Here is a 21,534-nt window from a genome sequence, read left to right on the forward strand (position 1 = left end):
TACGATATGCCAGGACCAGCAGCCACTATAGGAAGTATGCATGTGTGCCCGATGGTAAATCCGGGGACACCACCACCGCCACACGTAGGAGGACCTGTATCAGGACCCGGAGTACCTACCGTATTAATTGGTAATAAACCTGCCGCAGTAATGGGAGATATGTGTACCTGTGTAGGACCACCGGATACCATAGCACAAGGAGAAGCCACGGTACTCATCGGTGGTAAACCAGCAGCTACCGTAGGTAGTATGACCGCACACGGCGGATCGATCACCGTAGGAGAGCCTACAGTACTAGTCGGTACAGGACCCGCAGCACCTACTGCAGTGATGCCGTTACAGGAAATCCCATTTCCTAAGATCAGTCCAATGCTTAAAGTATTGGCATCCGTATCGGGGAGATCCCTTAAAGAAGCACAGCAAAATCAGGAAGCGCTTAGGGAAGAAGCAAAGAAACATGGGTATCTTGCCGATGTTGATTTTAGTTTATAATCCGACAAAGTAAGGAACTATGAGATTTGAATACCCAATATTACCTAATAATACCAAAGACAAAGAGGAAGATAAAGAAGCATTAATTGCAAGTTATTTTGGGCATAATAATCAACTAGGTTTCTACCCTGTTGGCAGGTTAAATAGCTGGCACGGAGGTATACATATCGAAGGTTCCGGAAAAGAAGTGCGAGCTATTGCTGATGGACGGGTAATTGCTTATCGTATGCCCGAAAATTATTATCCCAGAGAAAAAGACAGTAAAGACCCTAAATACTCTAATGGTTTTCTGTTATTACAGCATGATGATTATATAAGTCCCAAAAAACAAAAATTAAGGTTCTACAGTTTATACATGCACCTGATGCCAAAAGTGCAAATGGAAAATTTAGGAAAAGTACCTGATTTTTATGCGAAGTATCATGCCAAAGCCACAGGTAATGAAATACAACGTGGTCTTAATGCCAGATCAGGAAGTGAAATGTCAGGTACTTTTGGAAAAAAAGTAGTGTTAATTCCTGTCGGGGCTACGGTTACCTTAGATCCTCTTGAAGACCCTAATGCTACTTCTGCCCCTCAAGATATACTACCCGGCAGTGGATTTAATACCTGGAGTTCTCCATTTTCGCAATCCTCTGATAATGCTCCATTAGGACCTGTGGTTACAGAACCCCACTGGACAGAAAACAAAAAGAGTTTTGATTACAAAAGAGTAAAATACAAAAGCTATACAGATATCTATATCGCAACTGCAGGAAGCCGAACAAAAGATATAGGCAATAACCAGTTGCAAATCATATCCGTAGAAGATGATATCTCTAAATACGAAAAATCCCCAACCAAAGGAGTGGTTGTCTATGACAAAGCCAATAATAAAGGGCAAGGAAAATACTTAAGAACCATAAAAAAAAGCACTGAAATTGGTGAGGTAGTAAAAAAATCAGAAAGCTGGTATCAGATCAAAGAGAAGGAAGAATATATTGCTGCCTCTGCCATCAAGGTCACTCCATCTCTAAAGGATGATGTTGTGATCGACATCATACAAAATGTAGATGTCGATATTGATGCTGGTGATGTGCTAGGCTATACCGGTAATTATGGATTTGGAAAACAAAACCATTATGGAGCAGTACATATCGAAGTATTTACAGATGATACAGAGGTAAAAAACCTCATCGCTAATCTGCAAGGTGATGATGACCGTACCCAATATGAAACTCCTGAAAATAGTACACTGCAAGTGGGCAAACCGGTAAACGACCTTAAAAAAGATACCAAAGTAAAAGTATACCAGCGCCAAGGGGATTTTGCAGAAATAGGATTTGAAGATATCATTGGGGTAACAAAATACGAACATTTAACATACCACAAAGTTACGGGACCTGATTATTACACCATTAAAAAAGGAAAATTGGCAGAGGTAAATCCGGATTTCGAAAACTTATTAAGTAAGGAGTCTGACAAGTTATATTGGGTAAGCCGAGCTGATGAAAATGGCAACGAAATCACAAAAACACAAGAAAACAACAATTTAGCTAAAGCCAAAAAGAAAAAACTAGAATACACCCGATATCGAAAGCTAAAATTTTCTAACCCACTAGCTGGAAAAAAATTCTGGGTCAAGGCAGATACCGTACCAGCGCCAAGACAACCAATCGAAAGTATACAACTACAACCTGAACCTATAAAAATTAAAGGGCTGGGTATTAATGAAGCGTTAGACAATGATACTACCATAGCTACACCACCAACCAATACGAGTCCGGCAGCAACTATAAGTACCGAGCCATATTGGGCAGCATTAAGCAAAGATGTAGATGTGGTATATGAAGTAGCACCTACTACAGAAAACACAAAAGACATTACCGTAACCGCAACAATGCGGGTAAAAAGAAAAGTAGGAACCGCCAAAGATCATAGTGGTGCCGAGTGGTGGAAGATCAAAGGGCAGTATGAGGATGACAAGGGTAATAAGCAAACCGAAACCGGCTGGATCAAAAAAGAAAAACTAACCACTCTTAATCCTTATGATTGGGAGAGTTTTGGTTGGAAGTTATATGATGATACCGGCGATCAGTACTTCTACCAATTTAATGCCCATGAGGGCGAAGAACCACATCCATTTATTAAAGATATCTGGGCAGAAGTAGACCTGCCAGAGAAGCAAACCCAACCCGATGGCTCGGTCAAAGAAGTGCCCGGTGATAAGGTACTCACCCAGCACGAGCTGCAACAAGCCATGCGTGATCAGCGTAAGGTAAATATCCTAAGCAAACTCATCTGCAAACACCGCAATGAGTGGGATACCTGCCAGCATATTGATACCTTTAAAAGCGAGGTTGAAGAAATTTATAAAAAAGGCATCGATCTAGAAGAAGATACAGAAAAAAAACAAAAGCTAGAGGAAATAAGGGACGAGCGTATTGCGTTATTAGAAGAAAAGATAAAAAACTTGAGCTTTTGGCAAGATATACAAGATGGACCCATAGCCTCTACAACAAATAATAATCAATCGAGTAATAGTAGTAATAGCCTACTGTCCTCCTTTGATTTTTCATCATTGATTTGTGAAAATGATACTAACGAAAACATGAGTTTAGGTCCTGTATCTACTAACAATCAACCAGAAAAGAAAGAAGAAAAACCAAAACGCACCTTTCCTAAGAATAGTGATGTATACCACTTTCATCCCATTGCTTTTATAGAGCATATGAAGCTTATTACCTCGCCTACTACGCCACCTTGGCTTGAAGTGGCACTGGCTGAAGCAAAAGCAGCTAAAGGGGTTCATGAAGATTTAAAACCAACGATAACTATGGTTAAAAAATATCATAATTATTGTGGTATTTTTGATAATCCAAAGACTAAAAAGATAGTTGAGGATGAAGATGCCTCTTGGTGTGCTTCTTTTGTTAATTGGTGTTTAGACCAAACTAACTATAAAGGTTCAAAATCTGCAGGATCTCAAAGTATTCTTTGGAAAGAAGGTAAGCTTTTTAAACGTATTGAGGAACCAGTATTTGGATGTATAGTCGTTATGACCAATCATAGAAAAGATAATGGTAAAAAAACTTCTTATGGTCATGTTACATTTTTATATGGAACAGATAATAAAGGAAATTTAATATGCTTGGGTGGGAATCAAGGGCAGACTATTAAATTCTCAAGATACAAAACAGAAGGAGTTAGTGGTAGATTAATCATGGATATTGGAAAGGAAAAAGATGTGGCGCTTGAACAAAAATTTAATGGTTATTTTTTACCAATAAATTATCCATATAGTTCAGGACAACATTTAAAAACTTACAACTTAAAGGAATTAAACAATCAAATATCAAGTGGTATAATAACAGTAGAAAATGAAGGTACTAGGTAAAATTTTAATTATAGGATTAATTTTTGTTAACTGTAAGGGAGAAATTAATCAAAAAACAGAAGTAAATACTGGTAAAAACTCCTCTGAATTAGTAGAGCAAAAGTCTAGTACTAAGGCTAAAGAAAAGACTGTTGAGGACTTTTTAAAAGAGGCAATAGATATTATTAATACAGAAGATAAGAACAAAATAGAATCTATTCTTAATTTTCCATTTGAAGGATATACATTGGGAGGAGGAGAAGTATCGTATCCAGATTTTGAAAGCCTTATTTATTCTAATGAAGTCTATGAAAGCTTTACCAATCTTAAATATGCTGTTAAAATTGAACCAGGAAAGGATAAAGAAATGTACTGGGTTGATATAAAAGCACCTAATGGATATGAAGTTAGTAATATATATCGAATAATAGAAGCTGAAGGAGAATATAAATTTAAAGGTATGCAATTGCCTTTTTAAAGACCTGCTCCCCCGCTAGCGCCAGAATGTTTCTGGTGCCGTCAAAGATTGGCAGGACATAAGTAAGTAATAAAGAGTTTGTCTACCATTGCCCGCCGTGGCTTGATGTAGTATTAGCAGAAGCCAAGGCCGCGAAGTTCTTACCAGAATATGATCACGAAGAACCGGACCAAAAGCATATTGGTGAGATGGTTAAAAAATATCATAATTACTGTAATGTATTTGATAAGCCAAAAACCGAGAAAAAAATAGAAGACCAAGAAAATTCCTGGTGTTCATCTTTTGTAAGTTGGTGTTTAGACCAGACCGATTATAAAGGTGCAAAATCTGCAGGTTCACAAAGCGTACTTTGGAAAGAAGGGAAACTTTTTAAACGTATCGAAGAACCCGAGTTTGGTTGTATAGTTGTATTTACCAATTATGTAAAAAGTGACGGCCATCAAAACGCTAAAGGTCATATTACTTTTCTATATGGAAGAGATACTGCTGGTGATTTAATATGTTTAGGAGGGAATCAGGGACAAAGGATAAAGTTTTCAAGATATTTTGAAGACAAAAATAAAGTCAACAGTACATTTAAACAAAGAGTAAAGGGCTACGGAAAAGTATTAGTAGAGCAAAAGTTTCAAGGATTCTTTTTGCCGAAAAATTATCCGGAAAATAATGGAAAAGAACTTCAAATAGTAAACCTAAAAAAATTAAATGATCAATTAGCTGGAAAAGCTGTAAAATCAAACACTGAAAATGAAAGCACGTTATAAAATATCAGTATTACTAGGGTTAACCTTAACGCTTTTAAGTTGTAAGCAAGACACTAAAAATAATGCACTAGGCAACGACACAAGCGAAGCTGAAATGACACAAAATGAAGTTAGTGAAAATACAGAAACAACTCAAAAAAAGGAACAATCTATTGAGAGTTTTTTGATAGATTTACAGACTGCCATCAGAGAAAATAACACAAAAACTATTGAAAAAAGCATCAAACTTCCTTTTGAATATCAAAGTGGCGGAGAATCTTCGTTTTACGATAGCACTGCCAGGCTTTTTAGAAACCCGCATTTTAAGAAAATAACAAAAGCAAAAGTTGAAAAAATAGAAAATAATGGCTTGTATTCTATATTGTATGAACAATCAAGGAATGAAGACTTTTTCATCTATTATTATGCAATAAAAGAAGAAGATGGATTTAAATTAACCAAATTGGAAATGCCGCATTAAAGAATTTCGGTAGAGACTTCTACCCAACGACACTGGCTTAAGTGTCTCACCTGTGTCCTTATACAATAGGCAAACAGTAACGATATAAGATAAGCCACAGGGATGTTTTGTTGTGGTTTTTCAAATTTTGCAATACAAAATTGAAAACAAAGATGTCTAAGAAGTAAACAACGGTCTTTGAAACAATAAAAAATCGCCATTGCAGTAATGACAAATTATTATAAAGAAACCAATACTCCAGATGCTTCTGGTCATATCACCTTTTTGTATGGTTTTGATAAAAATAATGATTATATCTGTTTAGGCGGTAATCAGGGAAGTAAATTGAAGTTTTCTAGATACAAAAGAGAGGGAGCGAATTACACGTTTACAAAAATAATAAAAAAGAAAAAATATATTATGGAACAGAGGTTCAATTGTTTTTTAGTTCCTATTGACTATAAAATAGGTAGCTATGATGAAAACATTCCTGTTGTTTCAATCAATGAAATAAATAGAAAACATGGTATTAATGTTAAAAAAGCGAGTAGCAATGAATCAACTCATTAAGATCACAATATTATTTACATTACTTTTAGTTTTTACCTCTTGTAAAACAGATTCAAAGCCTAAGGTCCAACAAGTCACAAAAGAAAAACAACAAGAAGCTTTAAACGAAAATGCGATAGAAGTTGTACAAAAGGAAACCATTGATGCATTTTTAAAAAAAGCAAAAGAAGTTGCTAAAGGCAAAGATGACAGAGAGCTAGAAGAAATAATACATTTTCCTTTTACAGGATACAGAGATACGGCTGAAATAAAATTTTCTAATCTTTTAGATATTCAAGAAAATGGAATGATATATTCTTTTTTTATGGAAGATATGACAAATGCGTATAGCATTAAAAATGAAGGAGATAAATTATATATGATAAAATTCAAACTTCAAAGTGGACATGAGTACAATCATATTTTTGAGATAGACAAAATTGATGGACAGTATAAGTTTATTGGAGTAGAAATACCAGGTGCATAATTATCATTTTCTATTCAGTTTATATTTTAATTGATTAAAGAGATCAAAATAGCTATGTTAAATAAGTCAACATTCTAAAATAAATAATTTCCTGTTTTATGAGGAATATCTTTATCCTTTTATTGTTTTATTGCTTTTCTTCAAACAATATCATTGCTCAACAAAATAGTTTAGAAAAAGAAAACCGACTATATCACAATGTAAGAATTGATGAAATAAGAAAGTCTTTGGCTGACTTAAGAATAGAAGTTCCTTTTAAAGATGATTCTGAATTCTTGAAAAATGTGGATCAGTTGCAATATCCATTAGAAAGGAATAATATAGGAGAATACCGAGATGTTTTAATCTCTATAATGCATAAAACAGAGATACCGGCTTCTTTTGAAGAAAAATACAACACTATGTATTTAAATGAATTGAAAAATATCAGGCATCTCATCGCCCATTCAGTAGGCGATATTTATTTCAATGAAGAAAACTACGGCCAAGCAATTCCATATTATACCTTGGCGGAACGGCATTTTATATATCAGTCCCTTGGTGGTACAAATATCACCAAAGATTGGCAACGATTAAGAGGTGATATTGCGGAATGTTACAAAGCCTTAAAAAATCATGAAATGGCTGCACTCTATTTTCTTTCTATCCTAGCAAACGGACAACACTTTACCGATTATGCAAATGCTCAATTATCTAAATTGATTGAAGAACAGGAAAACCCTAAAAAATTAAAAAAATATATAGATGAAATAATTGAATCTGCTAATATAACATCTATAGGGGTTTTCAGTTTGACTTTTCAAACAGAAATTGAGTTTTCATTATTCTTCAATGTTACTTCAGAAAAAATAAAACAACGGATACGAAGTAGTGAATTCTATCAAAAATTTTAGTTTTTAATCAAGAAAAAGAAATCCCAAAAGCCATTGTAGATTTTAGCATACCTCGATCAGAATTAACCAATAATAATAAACATGCCCATATTGTATTTGCTTGTCGATTAAAGCTAGAAGAAAACAATTATTATCCTGTAGATATTGCCCAACAACCTAGATATATTGGAGCTAAATTTACTACACAAGAGGAAGTTCGTAAGATTAGTAAAGGGTTTTTAATAACAAAACACAATGCAGGTACAAAAGATAAAATCCAACATAGGCTTAAGTTACTTCTTATTAATTATTTTACTTCTCTTCCTTTTAATGGGGTTTATTATTTTATTTATAACAAATGGAGATCTAAGATTTTTTCTTCTGTAATTATAATCTTTACTCTGTATGGGATATACTATTTGTTTTCCACTTTTACCTTTATATCACTAAAGACACAATATATTAAGATCAAACTTTTTAAAAAATATTCTTATGGTGATATAGTATCGATTGGATTAAATGAAATTATAGAAACAAATTTTGTGTTTTTTAAATTTTTAGAAAATGGAACTATAATCAGATTTAATGATGGTAAAACAATTAAAATCCTGGATAAATATTGTAGTAACGCCTGGAAAATAAAATAGTTTTTACATCAAAAGATTAATTTAAAAAAAACTACCATCAATTTTGATTTTAAAGACCAACCTCATCTTGTTAAACAAGTAAAACCTTTTTATAGGCATATTTTATTAGGGAATTTTTTTGTCATCTCCAGTATACTTGTTACTGCTTTTTTAGGAATATTCATCTATCAGGTAATTCGTTCTAAAAATTTTGAATTAGGGTATCTTATTCCTATTCTAGGGTATCTTTTTTTGATGTTTTTATTTATTCCCAGAATGAATTACATTGTGTTTTCAAAGGATCATCTTATTATAAGAAACATTTTTTTTGGACAAAAGATATATATCACCATAAATACATAGAGTATCTTTCTAAAGAATCTAGAGGAGGAGGCAGGAGCAAAACAATCGGTATTGTAATACAAACATCATACTTTAGAAGAGATTTCTACCCAATAGATATGTATAGCTTAAATTATTGGTCAAAACTACAAGACAGTATCGAAACTATTGGCATTACTTATATTGACAATACTTGATATTGAAATATAAAGGTGGTAGCGGAGGTTTTAGATTTGGGGATGGATCATATATTTCTAAAAATATTTATCTAACTTCGGCGCTATAAACAATACGAACCAATTAAGGCAAATATACATTGCTTCAACATAATAATCTCAATATAGAAATAGCCAAAACTCGCCTAAAAGAAAGCGCAGGAAATACAAAATATGTAGAAAAAAACAATGTCGCTTATTTTAAACCCACGGTACTCATCATCTTTTTAATCTATACATTCAGTATACTTTTATTGGGGTTTTGGGGTACAGTTTTCTATGATTTTTTTATTGAAGATTTAAAATTTATTGAAGATATGCCATGGTTCTTCTATATCATGTTTATTCTTCTGGGTCTTATACTTTCTATTGCCTTTATGATCCCTTATTCAGATTATAAAACAAAAAGATCTTTTAATAAAAAAACCGGAAGGTTTAGATTAGGTGATTCTTCATTTTCAAAGAAAGGAAAGAAATTAAAAAATATAATTGCAATACAAATAATAGGGTATCAAGAGCATAGAAAAATTCCAACCAATACAGATACGGGAGGTTCTGTGAAAGCACTTTTTACTTTTTTCCAACTCATCATAGTGATGAAAAACAAAGATCGATATCTTGTCGCTACATATCGAAATAGGGATAAAATTTTGGAAATAGCTAATAAGCTTTCTAAGTTTTTAGAACAACCAATATTAGATGAAATTAAAAATTTTGAAGGAGTCGATGAAGAAACAAAAAGCCTAAGTAAAAATTTCAGCTCCAGGATAACACTTACAGACTATTTTGAAATAGATATCACCAAAGACGAATTGCTAAAAAGACTAAACTCTAAAGATTATTATGATATCATAGAGCTGGAAAATAACATCATTAAGATTGACCCAGAACCAATAAGAATCTATAATACTAATCTTGGCTACTACATTAGGAGGAAACCTTTTGAAAATATATGTGCTTATATATATTTAAGTCAAAAGCAGGATATTCTACAAGTTAATTTATCTACCAAATTTAGATATGAGTTCTTGATATACACTAGTATTTCACTAATACTAGTACTATTAGAATTCTCCAGAGTAACAGGTATCATAGGGATAATTTTAACCGGGCTTGTTTGGTGGTTACAACGCAGTAATGAGAAAAGTCTTTTTCGAATGATTAAAGAGCATATGACACTTAGTAACAAGGTATCAAATATTGTAAATTAGTAATAAAAAAAGCCCTAGCTTTCGCTAAGGCTCTTAGGTGGTCCCACTTGGGCTCGAACCAAGGACCCCCTGATTATGAGTCAGGTGCTCTAACCAGCTGAGCTATGGGACCTAAAACGGAGGGCAAATTTAAGGATTTGCCCCAAACACGCCAAACCTTTTTTTATTTTTATTTCTTTTCCTGGCAAAGCTCTATCAAAACCCCATTTGTACTCTTAGGATGTATGAAAGCAACAAGTTTATTATCAGCTCCTGATTTAGGTACTTTATTAATTAACTGAAACCCTTCTTTCTCTAATCTTTCTAATTCTTTTTCAATATCATCGACATCAAAAGCAATATGATGAATTCCTTCTCCCTTCTTAGCAATAAATTTACCAATAGGACCAGCTTCATCGGTACTCGCCAAAAGCTCTATTTTACTTTCTCCCACTTTAAAAAATGAAGTGATCACGGATTCACTTGCTACTTCTTCTTGTTTATAAGGTGCAACGCCTAATAACTTTTCATATAAGTCATTTGCTGCATCAATATCCTTAACCGCAATGCCCAGATGCTCTATTTTATTAATATGGTTCATTATTTATCATTTTTCTTTATGTCATAAAAGTACAAAATAGCTTAGACCAAAGGATTTTGTAGCAAAACAAAATAATAAAAGGCATAAATGCCTATTTTTGCACCTATGGAAACAAACAGACAGAAAAAGGTTGCAGGCGTATTACAGCGCGATGTAGCAGATGTAATACAGCATGCATTACGAGAAGCAGGAGTTCAAGGAATTTTGGTTTCCGTAACAAAAGTAAGTGTGACTACCGATCTTTCTATTGCTAAAGTATATATGAGTGTTTTTCCACATCAGGAAGGAGATAAAGTGTTGACAGAAGTAAATGCAGTTAAGTCACAAATCAAACATCAGGTAGCACAGCGAACCAAAAACCAACTGCGTAGAATGCCCGAATTATCATACTATATTGATGATTCTCTAGAATATATTGACAACATTGATAAAGCCATAAAAGGAGAAGAAAACCCTATTGAGAATCCTGATCTTTTGGAAAAACGTAAAAAGAAATAATATTTTCTTTATTTCGTTATTACCTCAATATATTATACTTTATTAAAAAAAACTCTATATAACCGCTAACAAAAAATTGAACTTCTCACTATACATCGCTAAGCGATATCTATTTTCACCCGGAAGTAGTAATGCTATCAATATTATTACTGGTATTGCAGCGGCAGGGGTAGTGATTGGTGCCATGTGCTTATTTGTAGTACTATCCGGATTTGCAGGGCTTAAAGATTTTAGCCTTCAGTTTTCTTCTTATTTTGATCCGGACTTAAAGATATTTCCGTCCAGCGGAAAGACATTTATAGTTACAGAAGCACAAAAAGAAAAACTCAAAAAGTTAGAGGGTGTTGTACATTTCTCTGAAGTTATAGAAGAGCGTGTTTTTTTAGAATTCAGGGATAAACAAAAAACAGCCTTTATTAAAGGAGTAGATACTAATTATAATAAGATTATTTACACCGATAGTATTTTGGTATATGGAGATTGGTTAACTGGCAATGACTTTCAAGTAGTAGCTGGTAACGGTATAAGTAACGAGTTAACTATGGGTGTTGAAAAAACCTATACAAACCTATTAAACATATATGTTCCAAAACCCGGCAAAGGTATTCCTAACGACCCAACTAAGGCTTTTACAAAACAATCGGCGGTTAATATTGGCGTATATAGTGTAAATGAAGAACTGGATCAGAAGTACCTTTTTGCTACAACCGGATTAGCAAGATTGCTACTTGGTATTCCTGAAGATAAGGTAACCCATATAGAACTTTCTCTTACTCCTGAGGCTGATGAAAGTACCCTAAGGCAGCAATTACAATCTATTTTTGATCATCAAATAGTGATAAAAAACAGAATTCAGCTTAATGATAAGCTATATAAAATGCTAAATACAGAGAATCTGGCAGCTTATCTGGTTATTACGCTTATTGCTATTATCGCTTTGTTTAATGTGGCTGGGGCCATTATCATGATGGTTATTGACAAAAAACATAATGTAAAAACCTTGTATAACCTGGGAGCTACGTTACCTAAAATTAGGAAGATATTCTTACTTCAGGGATCATTGATGACAGTATTAGGAACCTTATTAGGATTACTTCTAGGGCTTATTCTTATCATATCACAACAACAGTTCGGGTTATTGATGATCACTCCATCACTACCCTATCCAACACGGATAACCGGAGTTAGTTTTATTATTGTATTCCTTACAATCACCACTATAGGTTTTGTCGCTTCTTTACTAGCATCTAGTAGGATTAACCAAAGGTTGGTAAGTTAATATTTGGGCATTCCCTCCATTACATTTCGGGTCGGGCTACTTGCCTGCCGGTGGGTAGGTGCGCTATATCTTTTTTATTCGGACAAGCCTTCGAGAGCCTCAGGCTTCCAAATAAAAAAGGATGTCGCTGCTATCCCTTATGCAAACTCAAAACCTGAAAACTTTTCTTGCACTTCGTCAAAAGCGGCAAAAACATCATCCGGATGATCACTGGTGACCATTTTGGTTCGGTATTCCTTAAAATGTGGAATCCCTTTGAAGTAATTGGTATAATGTCTACGAGTTTCGAACACTCCTAATTTCTCACCTTTCCAATCAATCGCCATTTGCAAATGTCTACGAGCAGCTATCACTCGTTCTTCTATCGTAGGTGGTGGCAAATGTTCTCCCGTTTCGAAGTAATATTTTACTTCCTTAAAAAACCAAGGATATCCTATACTAGCACGACCAATCATAGCCCCATCGAGTCCATATTGATCTCTCATTTCCATAGCACGCTCCGGAGTATCTACATCTCCATTACCAAATACGGGGATATGCATCCTAGGATTATTTTTAACCTCTGCAATAGGCTTCCAATCGGCATTGCCTTTATACATCTGAGCTCTAGTTCGTCCATGGATAGCAATAGCTTTGGCTCCTACATCCTGGATTCGCTCTGCGACTTCAACAATTTTTATAGAATCATGATCCCAACCCAATCTGGTTTTTACGGTTATCGGAAGTTTAGTATGCTCTACCATGGCTTTGGTTAATGAAACCATAAGGTCAATATCTTTTAGAATTCCTGCTCCGGCTCCTTTACTCACTACCTTTTTTACAGGGCATCCAAAATTGATATCAATGATATCAGGTCCAGAGGCTTCTACAATCTCTACAGATTTGAGCATCGAATCCAGATTAGCACCAAAGATCTGTATCCCAACCGGACGTTCCTTCTCGTAAATATCCAATTTCATGACACTTTTAGCAGCATCACGAATCAGTCCTTCACTAGAAATGAACTCTGTATATACCACATCTGCTCCCTGCTCTTTGCATAATGCGCGAAACGGTGGGTCACTTACATCTTCCATTGGCGCTAACAACAACGGAAATTTTCCTACATCTATGTCTCCAATTTTAGCCACAGCAATCAGTTTTTGGCAAAAATACAAATTCTTTTAGACCTCAGAGGTTTCTGAAGACCTGTGAGGTCTAAATAATGGGGAAGTAAGCATTCAAACCTTGTAAAATAAATTATATTTGCAAGTCATTAACGATGTGATTCCCTCCTTGAGGAGGGTTAGGGAGGTGTTGCGTGAGGGATTGACACGAAAATCCCACATCCGCCATAGGCGGAGAGGAATTGTAGTATAAAGCCCGACCCGAAATGTAATGAAGGGTCACGCCCTAAAGCTAAATTGAAGAGAAAGAATGAAGAACATTAGAAATTTTTGCATTATTGCACATATTGACCACGGTAAAAGTACACTGGCAGATCGATTGTTAGATTTTACGGGGTCTGTAACCGCTCGAGAGTCAAAGGCTCAGCTTTTGGACAATATGGATCTGGAACGAGAACGCGGGATCACGATTAAGAGTCACGCTATCCAAATGGAGTACACGTATAAAGGAGAAGAATATATCCTGAATCTTATTGACACTCCTGGACATGTAGATTTTTCTTACGAGGTTTCTCGTTCGATTGCTGCTTGTGAAGGAGCATTGCTTATTGTGGATGCTGCACAAAGCATACAGGCACAGACAATTTCTAACTTATACTTGGCTCTAGAAAATGACTTGGAGATTATTCCAGTATTGAACAAAGTGGATTTACCTAGTGCTAACCCTGAAGAGGTAACAGATGACATTGTAGATCTATTAGGATGTGATGCTGAGGATGTAATTCCTGCTAGTGCAAAAACAGGGATTGGGATCGAAGAAATTCTGGAAGCTATTCTAGAAAGAATTCCAGCCCCTAAAGGCAATCCTGATGAACCGTTACAGGCGTTAATTTTTGATTCGGTTTATAATTCTTTTAGAGGAGTAGAAACCTATTTTAGGGTAGTAAATGGCGAAATCAAAAAAGGACAACAAATTAAATTTGTAGCGACAGGCAAGAGCTATTTCGCCGATGAAATTGGTACTTTAAAACTAAATCAGGTTCCTAAGCAAGTCGTTAAAACCGGTGATGTAGGATATCTGATTACCGGTATCAAAGATGCCCGCGAAGTAAAAGTGGGTGATACCGTTACTGATGCTAAGACTCCTACTCAGAATGCAATTGAAGGTTTTGAGGATGTAAAACCTATGGTATTTGCTGGTATTTATCCTGTGGATACTGAGGATTATGAAGAGCTTCGTGCTTCGATGGAAAAACTACAGCTTAATGATGCTTCTCTGGTATTTGTCCCAGAGAGTTCTGCGGCCTTAGGTTTTGGTTTCCGATGTGGTTTCTTAGGAATGTTACATATGGAAATCATACAAGAACGACTGGAGCGTGAGTTTAACATGACCGTGATCACAACGGTACCTAATGTATCCTATCATGCGTTTACCCATAAACATCCTGATGATATTATTATTGTAAATAACCCTTCTGATTTACCTGACCCTTCTTCTATGAATCGTGTAGAGGAACCTTATATCAAAGCTTCTATAATCACCAAATCTGATTTTGTTGGTCCGGTAATGTCTTTATGTATAGAAAAACGTGGTGAAATTACAAATCAAACTTATTTGACTACGGAACGTGTGGAGCTAACCTTTGATATGCCATTGGCAGAAATTGTTTTCGATTTCTATGATCGTTTAAAAACAGTATCTAAAGGATACGCTTCTTTTGATTATACTCCAATTGGTATGCGATCTTCTAAACTGGTAAAAGTTGATATATTGCTTAATGGAAATATCGTGGATGCATTGTCCGCGTTATTACATAAAGATAATGCTTATGATATCGGTAAAAAGATTTGTGAAAAATTAAAAGTTCTAATCCCTCGTCAACAATTTGATATTCCGATTCAGGCTGCTATTGGAGCTAAGTTTATAGCTCGTGAGACTGTAAAAGCACTTCGTAAAGATGTAACCGCAAAATGTTATGGTGGTGATATCTCTCGTAAACGTAAATTACTAGAAAAGCAGAAAAAAGGTAAAAAGCGTATGCGTCAGGTAGGTAATGTAGAAATCCCTCAAGAAGCATTTATGGCAGTATTGAAGCTTAATGATTAAGTTTACTCAACACTCGTTAATAGACAGTTAAGTATTTGTTTTCCTACTAATTAGTTCGTAAACTTAGGTTTTTGTAATAAACAGATTCCTTTAATTATGAACAAATTAATAGTGCTTTTTTTATTTAGTTCATTAATATCGTTTTCTCAAAACCTTAAAGGCACTGTTATAGATTCAAGAAATAGTGAGCCAATAGAAAGTGTAAACGTATATCTGAGCCAAGAAAAAAAAGGTACTATTACTAATGCTAAGGGGAAATTTAATCTTCAATTAAGCAAACCACATAAAGCTAATGACACGGTCTATTTCTCTCATGTAGGTTTCAAAACTCACAAGGCTTTATTTTCAGACCTGATAGAAAAAAGGTCAAAGATATACTTAACTTCGAATTTTGAGAAACTTAGTGAAGTAGAGATTGTTTCAAACAAAAAATTAAGTCCTAATATTCGATTCGAAACTTTATCTAATATGAATCAAAGTATGTATGCCTTTGGTTCTGATATAGTTGGAAATACAATCTATGTCTCAGGAGGTGATTTTTCAGTACAAAACGATGCCTTTATTAGTACTTTTCAGCTTAATCCTTCTTTTGCCAATATGCAGATTACTTTACGTGAATTCCTAAGAGCTTCTAGATATGTGGCAAAAAACACGAAAGGTTATGATAAAAACTTAACCATTTATAATATTAAAAAAGAGGAATGGGATATTTTACCTATTAAACTTAGAAAAAGAGCTTATCATAACATTCATTTTTTTGATGAAAAAATATACATTATAGGAGGTAAAAGACTGTCTGAGAATTCTAGGTTCGAGTATTTAGATTCAAAAATCGAAGTATTAGATTTGAAAAAAAACAAAGTCTCGATTGATCACACCAATCCCCATGAAGCTGTAAACCCAATATCATTTTTATACAAAGACCGAATTATAATTATGGGTGGCACTCTGAAAATTAGGAAGAATGGTCAAAAAGTTTATTCAAACAAGATTCATAGTTATAATCTAAAAACCGGTCTATGGTATGAGATTGGAAACATTCCTTTCTCAAGTAATTCGAGAGGTCTTCTTATCGACGAAAAGGTTTATATAGTCGAAATTTCAGATGATAAGAATAAAGCTACCAGACTACACATTTTTGATCTTAAATCAGGGATTTGGAAACATATAGGCAATCTACCTGAAGATGTTAAAAGTCCCGCAATTACAAACCACAAAGAAACTATGTATTTTTTTGAAAACGGTAAGCTTTTTGTTTTAGATACCAAAAACTATATCATAAAGAAGTATCTAATCAATCTATATTATAAAGAATCTAAAATGCATTATTACCAAAACAAGCTTTACATACTAGGAGGCTATATGGAAAATAATGTTTCTAAAACACCTTCTTCTGGTCTTTTTAGTATCAATTTAAACCAAATTGATCAAACCAAAATTAGAAGTGTTAAACACCTTTAAAATTCAATCCCTTGTTTTTTCTTTTTAGCTTCAATCATTTTGGATAGCATATATTCTACTCCGTTTTCATCGTTGCTTTTTGTACTATAATTTGCTACAGCTTTTACATTAGGATGTGCATTCTGCATTGCAAAACTATACTTTGCTTGAGACATCATCTCCAGATCATTATTATAGTCTCCAAATACCATAGTTTCGTCTATAGAAATTCTTAAGTTTTTCTGAAGGTTTTGAAGCGCATATCCTTTATTAGCATTATTATGAGATAGATCTAGCCATACTTCTCCTGATACTTTTACTTTTAATTGATCTTCGAGATGCTTTAAGGCTGGATATAGATATTTTTCCGATCCTTTTTGATTACAAATTGCTATTTTTAGATATTGATCATCCACTATCTGAGATAAATCTTCTACAATTTCATATCTACCATAAAATTCTTCTAGCATGTTTATAAAATCTTGCCCATAATTTTCGATATATGCTTTTTTTCTACCACATAGTATTACTTGAGAACCCTGTAAATTTTTGGCGATATCTAATAAATCTAAATATGTTTTGCGATCAATTTCGGTGGTTTGTAATTCCTTATCTTTTTGCATTGTTAATGCACCATTCTCTGCAATAACAATCATATCATTTTTGATTTGATCTAACTTATGAATAATACTATAATATTGCCTTCCACTGGCAGCAACAAAAGTGACTCCAAGTTCTTGCAACTCTTCAAAAAGCTCAAAAAAATGATTGCTCACTTCTCCTTTAGAATTCAATAGTGTGCCATCCATATCAGTTGCAACTAGTTTTATTTGAGATAAATCCATAGATTAAAAATTAAGATGCAAAGGTATTGGAGTTTGTTTTAAAACCAGGAATATTTATATAAAGATTATATTAATTTAGCTATACGGTTCATTGTTTGTCAGTTTCGACATAAACATATCGACCAACAGATACTTCTCAAAATAAAAATATAGATGCGATTTTTTCAAAAAGAAATACGATTACAACCATACTCCAGAGGCTTTCATTTAATTACTGATGAAATACTACAGGAGATTCCTGAGATTAAAGAAATCAACATAGGTCAACTTCAGGTATTTATTAAACATACCTCTGCAAGTCTTACTATCAACGAAAATGCAGATCCAACAGTGAGACAAGATTTTGAAAGTCATATGAACAAAATGGTTCCAGAAAACGCACCCTATTATATTCATACCTATGAAGGTCCGGATGACATGCCTGCACACATTAAAGCTTCTCTTATGGGAGCTTCTGTTCAAGTTCCTATCACTAATGGAAGATTAAACCTCGGAACCTGGCAAGGTATTTATCTATGTGAACACAGAAATTATGGAGGTTCTAGGACGTTAGTACTAACTGCTTCCGGAGTCTAAGGTTTTAAAACCAGTTAGACCAAGGAATCATATATAGCATTGCAGCAAATGCAATCGTATAAAAAATGGCTAACATCTTAAACTTAGGTGTAGAGGTCAATTTCTTTTTATGTTTAGAATATCCTATTGTAATCAATGCGGCAACGACAATCATCGTAAATGGATGTTCTACATTATATAATCGCACCAATGGATCTTTCATAATATCTCCAACGGCAACGCCATCAGCAAACCATAATATTTTTGGCGACACAAAGAATATAATAATACCAATTAACAACTGAAGATGGGTAACAATTAGTGCAAAAAGCGAAACTCTAAAGTCCTTAGGCGCATATTCTCTTTTAGTAAAAAATCCTGCAAGAGCATTAATTGTTGCCAGTGTTACAACAAGAACTACTAAATAAGCCCAATAGGAGTGAACGATTTGTATAGCGTCGTACATAATTATATTTGTTTAGATATTTCCAAAGGTAAACATATTGCATAAAAAAACCTCGCTCAAATTGAGCGAGGTTTTAGTAATTTAATTTTATAATAATCTAGAATTTATAACGTATAGATGCATTAAAAGTAATACCGTTAGTATAAATAAATCCAAAATCATTAGTAGCTTGTGCTCTTACTTCGTCAAAAACATTGTAAGCATTAGCTCTAAATACTAAGCTCTGAGTATCAAATTTGAAATCATATGTTAAACCTAAATCAGTTAAAGAATAAGGCTTAATTGTTCCAATATTTCTAGTTTGTAAACCTCTTGTTTCAGGATCATCTAAGTATTGTTGTGCATAATAGTCAATATTTCCATCAACTGATAAACCTGCAATAACTTTGGCTCTAACTCCAAAACCTGAAGTAAATTGTGGAGCTACATCTACTTTTACTCCGCTTAGGTTAAGATTACTCTCTGACGACACCAATTCATTAGTATCATCATTGTATTGTTCTTTCTGAGTTGTTCCATTAAATCTCCAAGAACCACCAGATACATATCCTTTGAAATCTAACCAATCTGTTGCCTTATATCTAAATTCTACTTCAGCACCAACGTGGATCTGGTTTACACCTCTATCAAATACATTAACCAATATATCGTCATCCTCATCTGGAGTTGGAACAGGGTTTAAATCTACACGTCCAGTAGAAAGAATCACTCTGTTATCCCAATTTGTATAATATGCATTAAAGTCAAGATTGAATCTACCTGCTCTAAAACGATATCCGGCCTCAACACCAGTAATATCTTCATTGTCAACCTCTGGCTGAACTAAGTCATTAGAACTTCTAATGTTTTGAAAAACATTATCAAGAAATGGTTGTCTAGAATAGTAACCTGCATTTAAATACAAAGTATTTGAGTCATTAATAGTATATCCAACACCTCCTTTAAGGTTATATCCAACCTTATTAAGCTGATCAGATTTTCCTAATCCTTCATCAATAAATCTTCCTTCTCTTACATAAGACTGATTAGATACAGCTCCCTGGAAGAAAGCACTAAATTTATCTCCAGCATATTCGATCTGAGAAAATACACCTTGGTAATTTATGTTTTCTGAGTAATCATAATCAATTCTTTGATCTTCATCAGCAAAATTGAACAATGCAGCCCAAGGATTAGAGTCATAAGCCTCTGTTACTACACCTCCATCAGGACGGTCATCTTCCCAACCTTGAAGTCCATGAAAGTCAGTAATTTGTCTAAAGTGGTCTCCACGATATAATCTAAAGTCAACTCCTACATTCCAAGATATCTTTTCAGTTAACTCAGTATTGAAGTTAGAGATCAAACCATACCATTGGTGATTATTTACAGAGTTTCTTCTGATATATCCTGTTCTACCTCCACCGATTCCTCCAGCAATAGCAAGGTTTTCTTGTTCTGTATTATAAAAATCAATTTGTCCAATAAGTGGTCCATCTCCATCAGGGTCTTCTGTTCTTTGTGCTCTAGCTCCTCTTGGTCCTACAGATCCACCACGCCCCCAAGAAGCATATAATACTGAAGATAATTGAGATTTTTCTGAAATATTCCAATCCCAGTTCAAGTTAGCAACTGGTTTGTGATAATAATTTGCTCTTTCAGAATCTACTTTAGAAGTATATTGTCCATTTCCTGCATTAGCAGCTGGATTAAAGTCTTCAGAGTATCCCCAGTTTTCGTTGAATCTAGAATTAGCATCAAATCTTTCTGTATTTCTTTGAGAAAATCTCTGACCATGTGATTGTGGTGCTCCTGTAATCAAAAAGTTAAATGCATGTGTATCATTTGGTTTATATCCAGCGGCAAAGAAATAATTTTGACCTTGTCCATAAGTTCCTTCAGCCCATTTTCTATGTGCTTGCCAATAATCAACTAAAACAGAGAATGCCCAACCTTTATCATTCATTCCTGTATCATATGCTAAAGTTCCTTTTGAATAACTATCGTTACCTCCTAAAAATCTAGCATAACCACCTCTAGTTCTATTTGCTGCTTTCATTACGATATTTACAGTTCCTCCAACAGAAGAAATAGCTAACTTAGAAGATCCTAATCCACGCTGAACCTGTATTGCATTGGCAATATCAGAAATTCCAGCCCAGTTAGACCAAAATACACGACCATCCTCTTGAGAGTTTATAGGTTGACCATTTAATAAAATAGCTGTATTGGTATCATCAAAACCACGTACAAATAAAGCTCCATCACCAAAACCAGTTTGATTAGAAACAAATACAGAAGGAGTACTTTTAATTGCATCCGGTAATTCTACATTACCCACAGCTTTTTCCTGAATTTCACTGGCTCTAATTGTAGAAACCGCAACTGGGGTTTTTCTGTCCTCTGCTAAATCGACAACTCCAGTACCTACAATAACGATTTCTTCTAGAGAGTTATCTAAGGAAAGGCTTATTGTTCCTAAATCCTGATCTCCATTAGTAACGTCATAAGCAACATTCTTAGAACCAAAACCTACATAAGAGATGTTAATCATCCCTGTTGGATTAGTTACTTTAATAGAGAATTTACCATCAAAATCAGTTGATGTTCCATTAGAAGTTCTTACCTCCAGAATATTTGCTCCTGGTAACGGACCGTTTGATTCTGAGTCGAATACTATTCCTGTAACTGTTCCCTGAGCAAAGGTTTCCCCTACCATTGCCAAAAGAAACATCATAAATAAAAATGTAATCTTTTTCATTATAAAGAATTGAATTAATTAATCGCCGCAAAAGAACGAATCTTTATGCAAACTAAGTTTATCTTAATGTTAAGAGTTTTTAACAAAAAAC

18 protein-coding genes, 1 tRNA gene and 1 pseudogene are annotated in these 21,534 nt (G+C 34.2%); 14 read left to right on the top strand and 6 right to left on the bottom strand.

Features of this window, described 5'->3' with window-relative positions; translation table 11 throughout:
• Positions 1-6 precede the first annotated feature (6 nt).
• The 9 genes and pseudogenes from J8M14_RS23040 to J8M14_RS07645 form a co-directional block, all read left to right on the top strand.
• A pseudogene (locus tag J8M14_RS23040) lies at positions 7-303 on the top strand (PAAR domain-containing protein); the annotation flags it as partial.
• A 208-nt stretch (positions 304-511) separates the two neighbouring features.
• Positions 512-3,868, top strand: coding sequence for a TIGR02594 family protein (locus tag J8M14_RS07610; RefSeq protein WP_211073999.1), 3,357 nt, complete (start codon positions 512-514; stop codon positions 3,866-3,868).
• Positions 3,852-4,325, top strand: coding sequence for a hypothetical protein (locus J8M14_RS07615; RefSeq protein ID WP_211074000.1), 474 nt, complete (start codon positions 3,852-3,854; stop codon positions 4,323-4,325). Before J8M14_RS07610 ends, J8M14_RS07615 begins: the two co-directional genes overlap by 17 nt.
• A 179-nt stretch (positions 4,326-4,504) precedes the next feature.
• Complete coding sequence (locus J8M14_RS07620; protein ID WP_348772837.1) at positions 4,505-5,086, top strand: TIGR02594 family protein; 582 nt, start codon at positions 4,505-4,507, stop codon at positions 5,084-5,086.
• Positions 5,070-5,546, top strand: a complete 477-nt coding sequence (locus J8M14_RS07625) for a hypothetical protein (RefSeq protein WP_211074002.1) — start codon at positions 5,070-5,072, stop codon at positions 5,544-5,546. Before J8M14_RS07620 ends, J8M14_RS07625 begins: the two co-directional genes overlap by 17 nt.
• 207 nt (positions 5,547-5,753) lie before the next feature.
• Positions 5,754-6,095 (top strand): hypothetical protein, encoded by a 342-nt coding sequence (locus tag J8M14_RS07630; protein ID WP_211074003.1) that lies wholly within the window; start codon positions 5,754-5,756, stop codon positions 6,093-6,095.
• Complete coding sequence (locus J8M14_RS07635) at positions 6,079-6,561, top strand: hypothetical protein (RefSeq protein WP_211074004.1); 483 nt, start codon at positions 6,079-6,081, stop codon at positions 6,559-6,561. Before J8M14_RS07630 ends, J8M14_RS07635 begins: the two co-directional genes overlap by 17 nt.
• A 98-nt stretch (positions 6,562-6,659) precedes the next feature.
• The gene (locus tag J8M14_RS07640) at positions 6,660-7,454 is read left to right on the top strand and encodes a hypothetical protein (RefSeq protein WP_211074005.1); all 795 of its coding nucleotides are present in this window, start codon (positions 6,660-6,662) and stop codon (positions 7,452-7,454) included.
• Positions 7,455-8,717: 1,263 nt separating this feature from the next.
• Positions 8,718-9,827: a hypothetical protein gene (locus J8M14_RS07645; protein WP_211074006.1), complete on the top strand. Its 1,110-nt coding sequence runs from the start codon at positions 8,718-8,720 to the stop codon at positions 9,825-9,827.
• A 38-nt stretch (positions 9,828-9,865) separates the two neighbouring features.
• Here the strand turns inward: J8M14_RS07645 and J8M14_RS07650 are convergent.
• Both J8M14_RS07650 and mce read right to left on the bottom strand, forming a co-directional pair.
• Positions 9,866-9,939, bottom strand: a tRNA-Ile gene (locus J8M14_RS07650).
• 57 nt (positions 9,940-9,996) lie between these two features.
• Positions 9,997-10,398: a methylmalonyl-CoA epimerase gene (mce, locus tag J8M14_RS07655; RefSeq protein WP_211074270.1), complete on the bottom strand. Its 402-nt coding sequence runs from the start codon at positions 10,396-10,398 to the stop codon at positions 9,997-9,999.
• A gap of 114 nt (positions 10,399-10,512) precedes the next feature.
• Between mce and rbfA the strand changes: the two genes are divergently transcribed.
• Both rbfA and J8M14_RS07665 read left to right on the top strand, forming a co-directional pair.
• Positions 10,513-10,905 carry a 30S ribosome-binding factor RbfA gene (rbfA, locus tag J8M14_RS07660; protein WP_211074271.1) on the top strand — a complete coding sequence of 131 codons (393 nt, stop codon included), beginning with the start codon at positions 10,513-10,515 and terminating at the stop codon, positions 10,903-10,905.
• Between the two features lie 76 nt (positions 10,906-10,981).
• Positions 10,982-12,184: an ABC transporter permease gene (locus tag J8M14_RS07665; protein ID WP_211074007.1), complete on the top strand. Its 1,203-nt coding sequence runs from the start codon at positions 10,982-10,984 to the stop codon at positions 12,182-12,184.
• A 137-nt stretch (positions 12,185-12,321) separates the two neighbouring features.
• Here J8M14_RS07665 and dusB read toward each other — a convergent pair whose 3' ends face one another.
• Positions 12,322-13,314, bottom strand: coding sequence for a tRNA dihydrouridine synthase DusB (dusB, locus tag J8M14_RS07670; protein WP_211074008.1), 993 nt, complete (start codon positions 13,312-13,314; stop codon positions 12,322-12,324).
• A 286-nt stretch (positions 13,315-13,600) separates the two neighbouring features.
• Between dusB and lepA the strand changes: the two genes are divergently transcribed.
• Together lepA and J8M14_RS07680 are read left to right on the top strand one after the other, a co-directional pair.
• The gene (gene lepA / locus J8M14_RS07675; RefSeq protein WP_211074009.1) at positions 13,601-15,397 is read left to right on the top strand and encodes a translation elongation factor 4; all 1,797 of its coding nucleotides are present in this window, start codon (positions 13,601-13,603) and stop codon (positions 15,395-15,397) included.
• A 96-nt stretch (positions 15,398-15,493) separates the two neighbouring features.
• A complete protein-coding gene (locus J8M14_RS07680; RefSeq protein ID WP_211074010.1) occupies positions 15,494-16,858 on the top strand; it encodes a carboxypeptidase-like regulatory domain-containing protein in 1,365 nt (454 codons plus the stop codon).
• Here J8M14_RS07680 and J8M14_RS07685 read toward each other — a convergent pair.
• Complete coding sequence (locus tag J8M14_RS07685) at positions 16,855-17,682, bottom strand: HAD family hydrolase (RefSeq protein ID WP_211074011.1); 828 nt, start codon at positions 17,680-17,682, stop codon at positions 16,855-16,857. The genes J8M14_RS07680 and J8M14_RS07685 overlap by 4 nt on opposite strands.
• Before the next feature lie 153 nt (positions 17,683-17,835).
• Here J8M14_RS07685 and J8M14_RS07690 point away from each other — a divergent pair, with 153 nt between their 5' ends.
• Positions 17,836-18,258, top strand: coding sequence for a secondary thiamine-phosphate synthase enzyme YjbQ (locus tag J8M14_RS07690; RefSeq protein WP_211074012.1), 423 nt, complete (start codon positions 17,836-17,838; stop codon positions 18,256-18,258).
• A gap of 4 nt (positions 18,259-18,262) precedes the next feature.
• Here J8M14_RS07690 and J8M14_RS07695 read toward each other — a convergent pair whose 3' ends face one another.
• Together J8M14_RS07695 and J8M14_RS07700 are read right to left on the bottom strand one after the other, a co-directional pair.
• Positions 18,263-18,703, bottom strand: coding sequence for a hypothetical protein (locus J8M14_RS07695; RefSeq protein WP_211074013.1), 441 nt, complete (start codon positions 18,701-18,703; stop codon positions 18,263-18,265).
• 97 nt (positions 18,704-18,800) lie between these two features.
• A complete protein-coding gene (locus tag J8M14_RS07700; RefSeq protein WP_211074014.1) occupies positions 18,801-21,443 on the bottom strand; it encodes a carboxypeptidase-like regulatory domain-containing protein in 2,643 nt (880 codons plus the stop codon).
• Positions 21,444-21,534: the final 91 nt, after the last annotated feature.

The organism is Aquimarina sp. MMG016 (genome assembly GCF_018100805.1).
Taxonomy (GTDB): Bacteria; Bacteroidota; Bacteroidia; order Flavobacteriales; family Flavobacteriaceae; genus Aquimarina.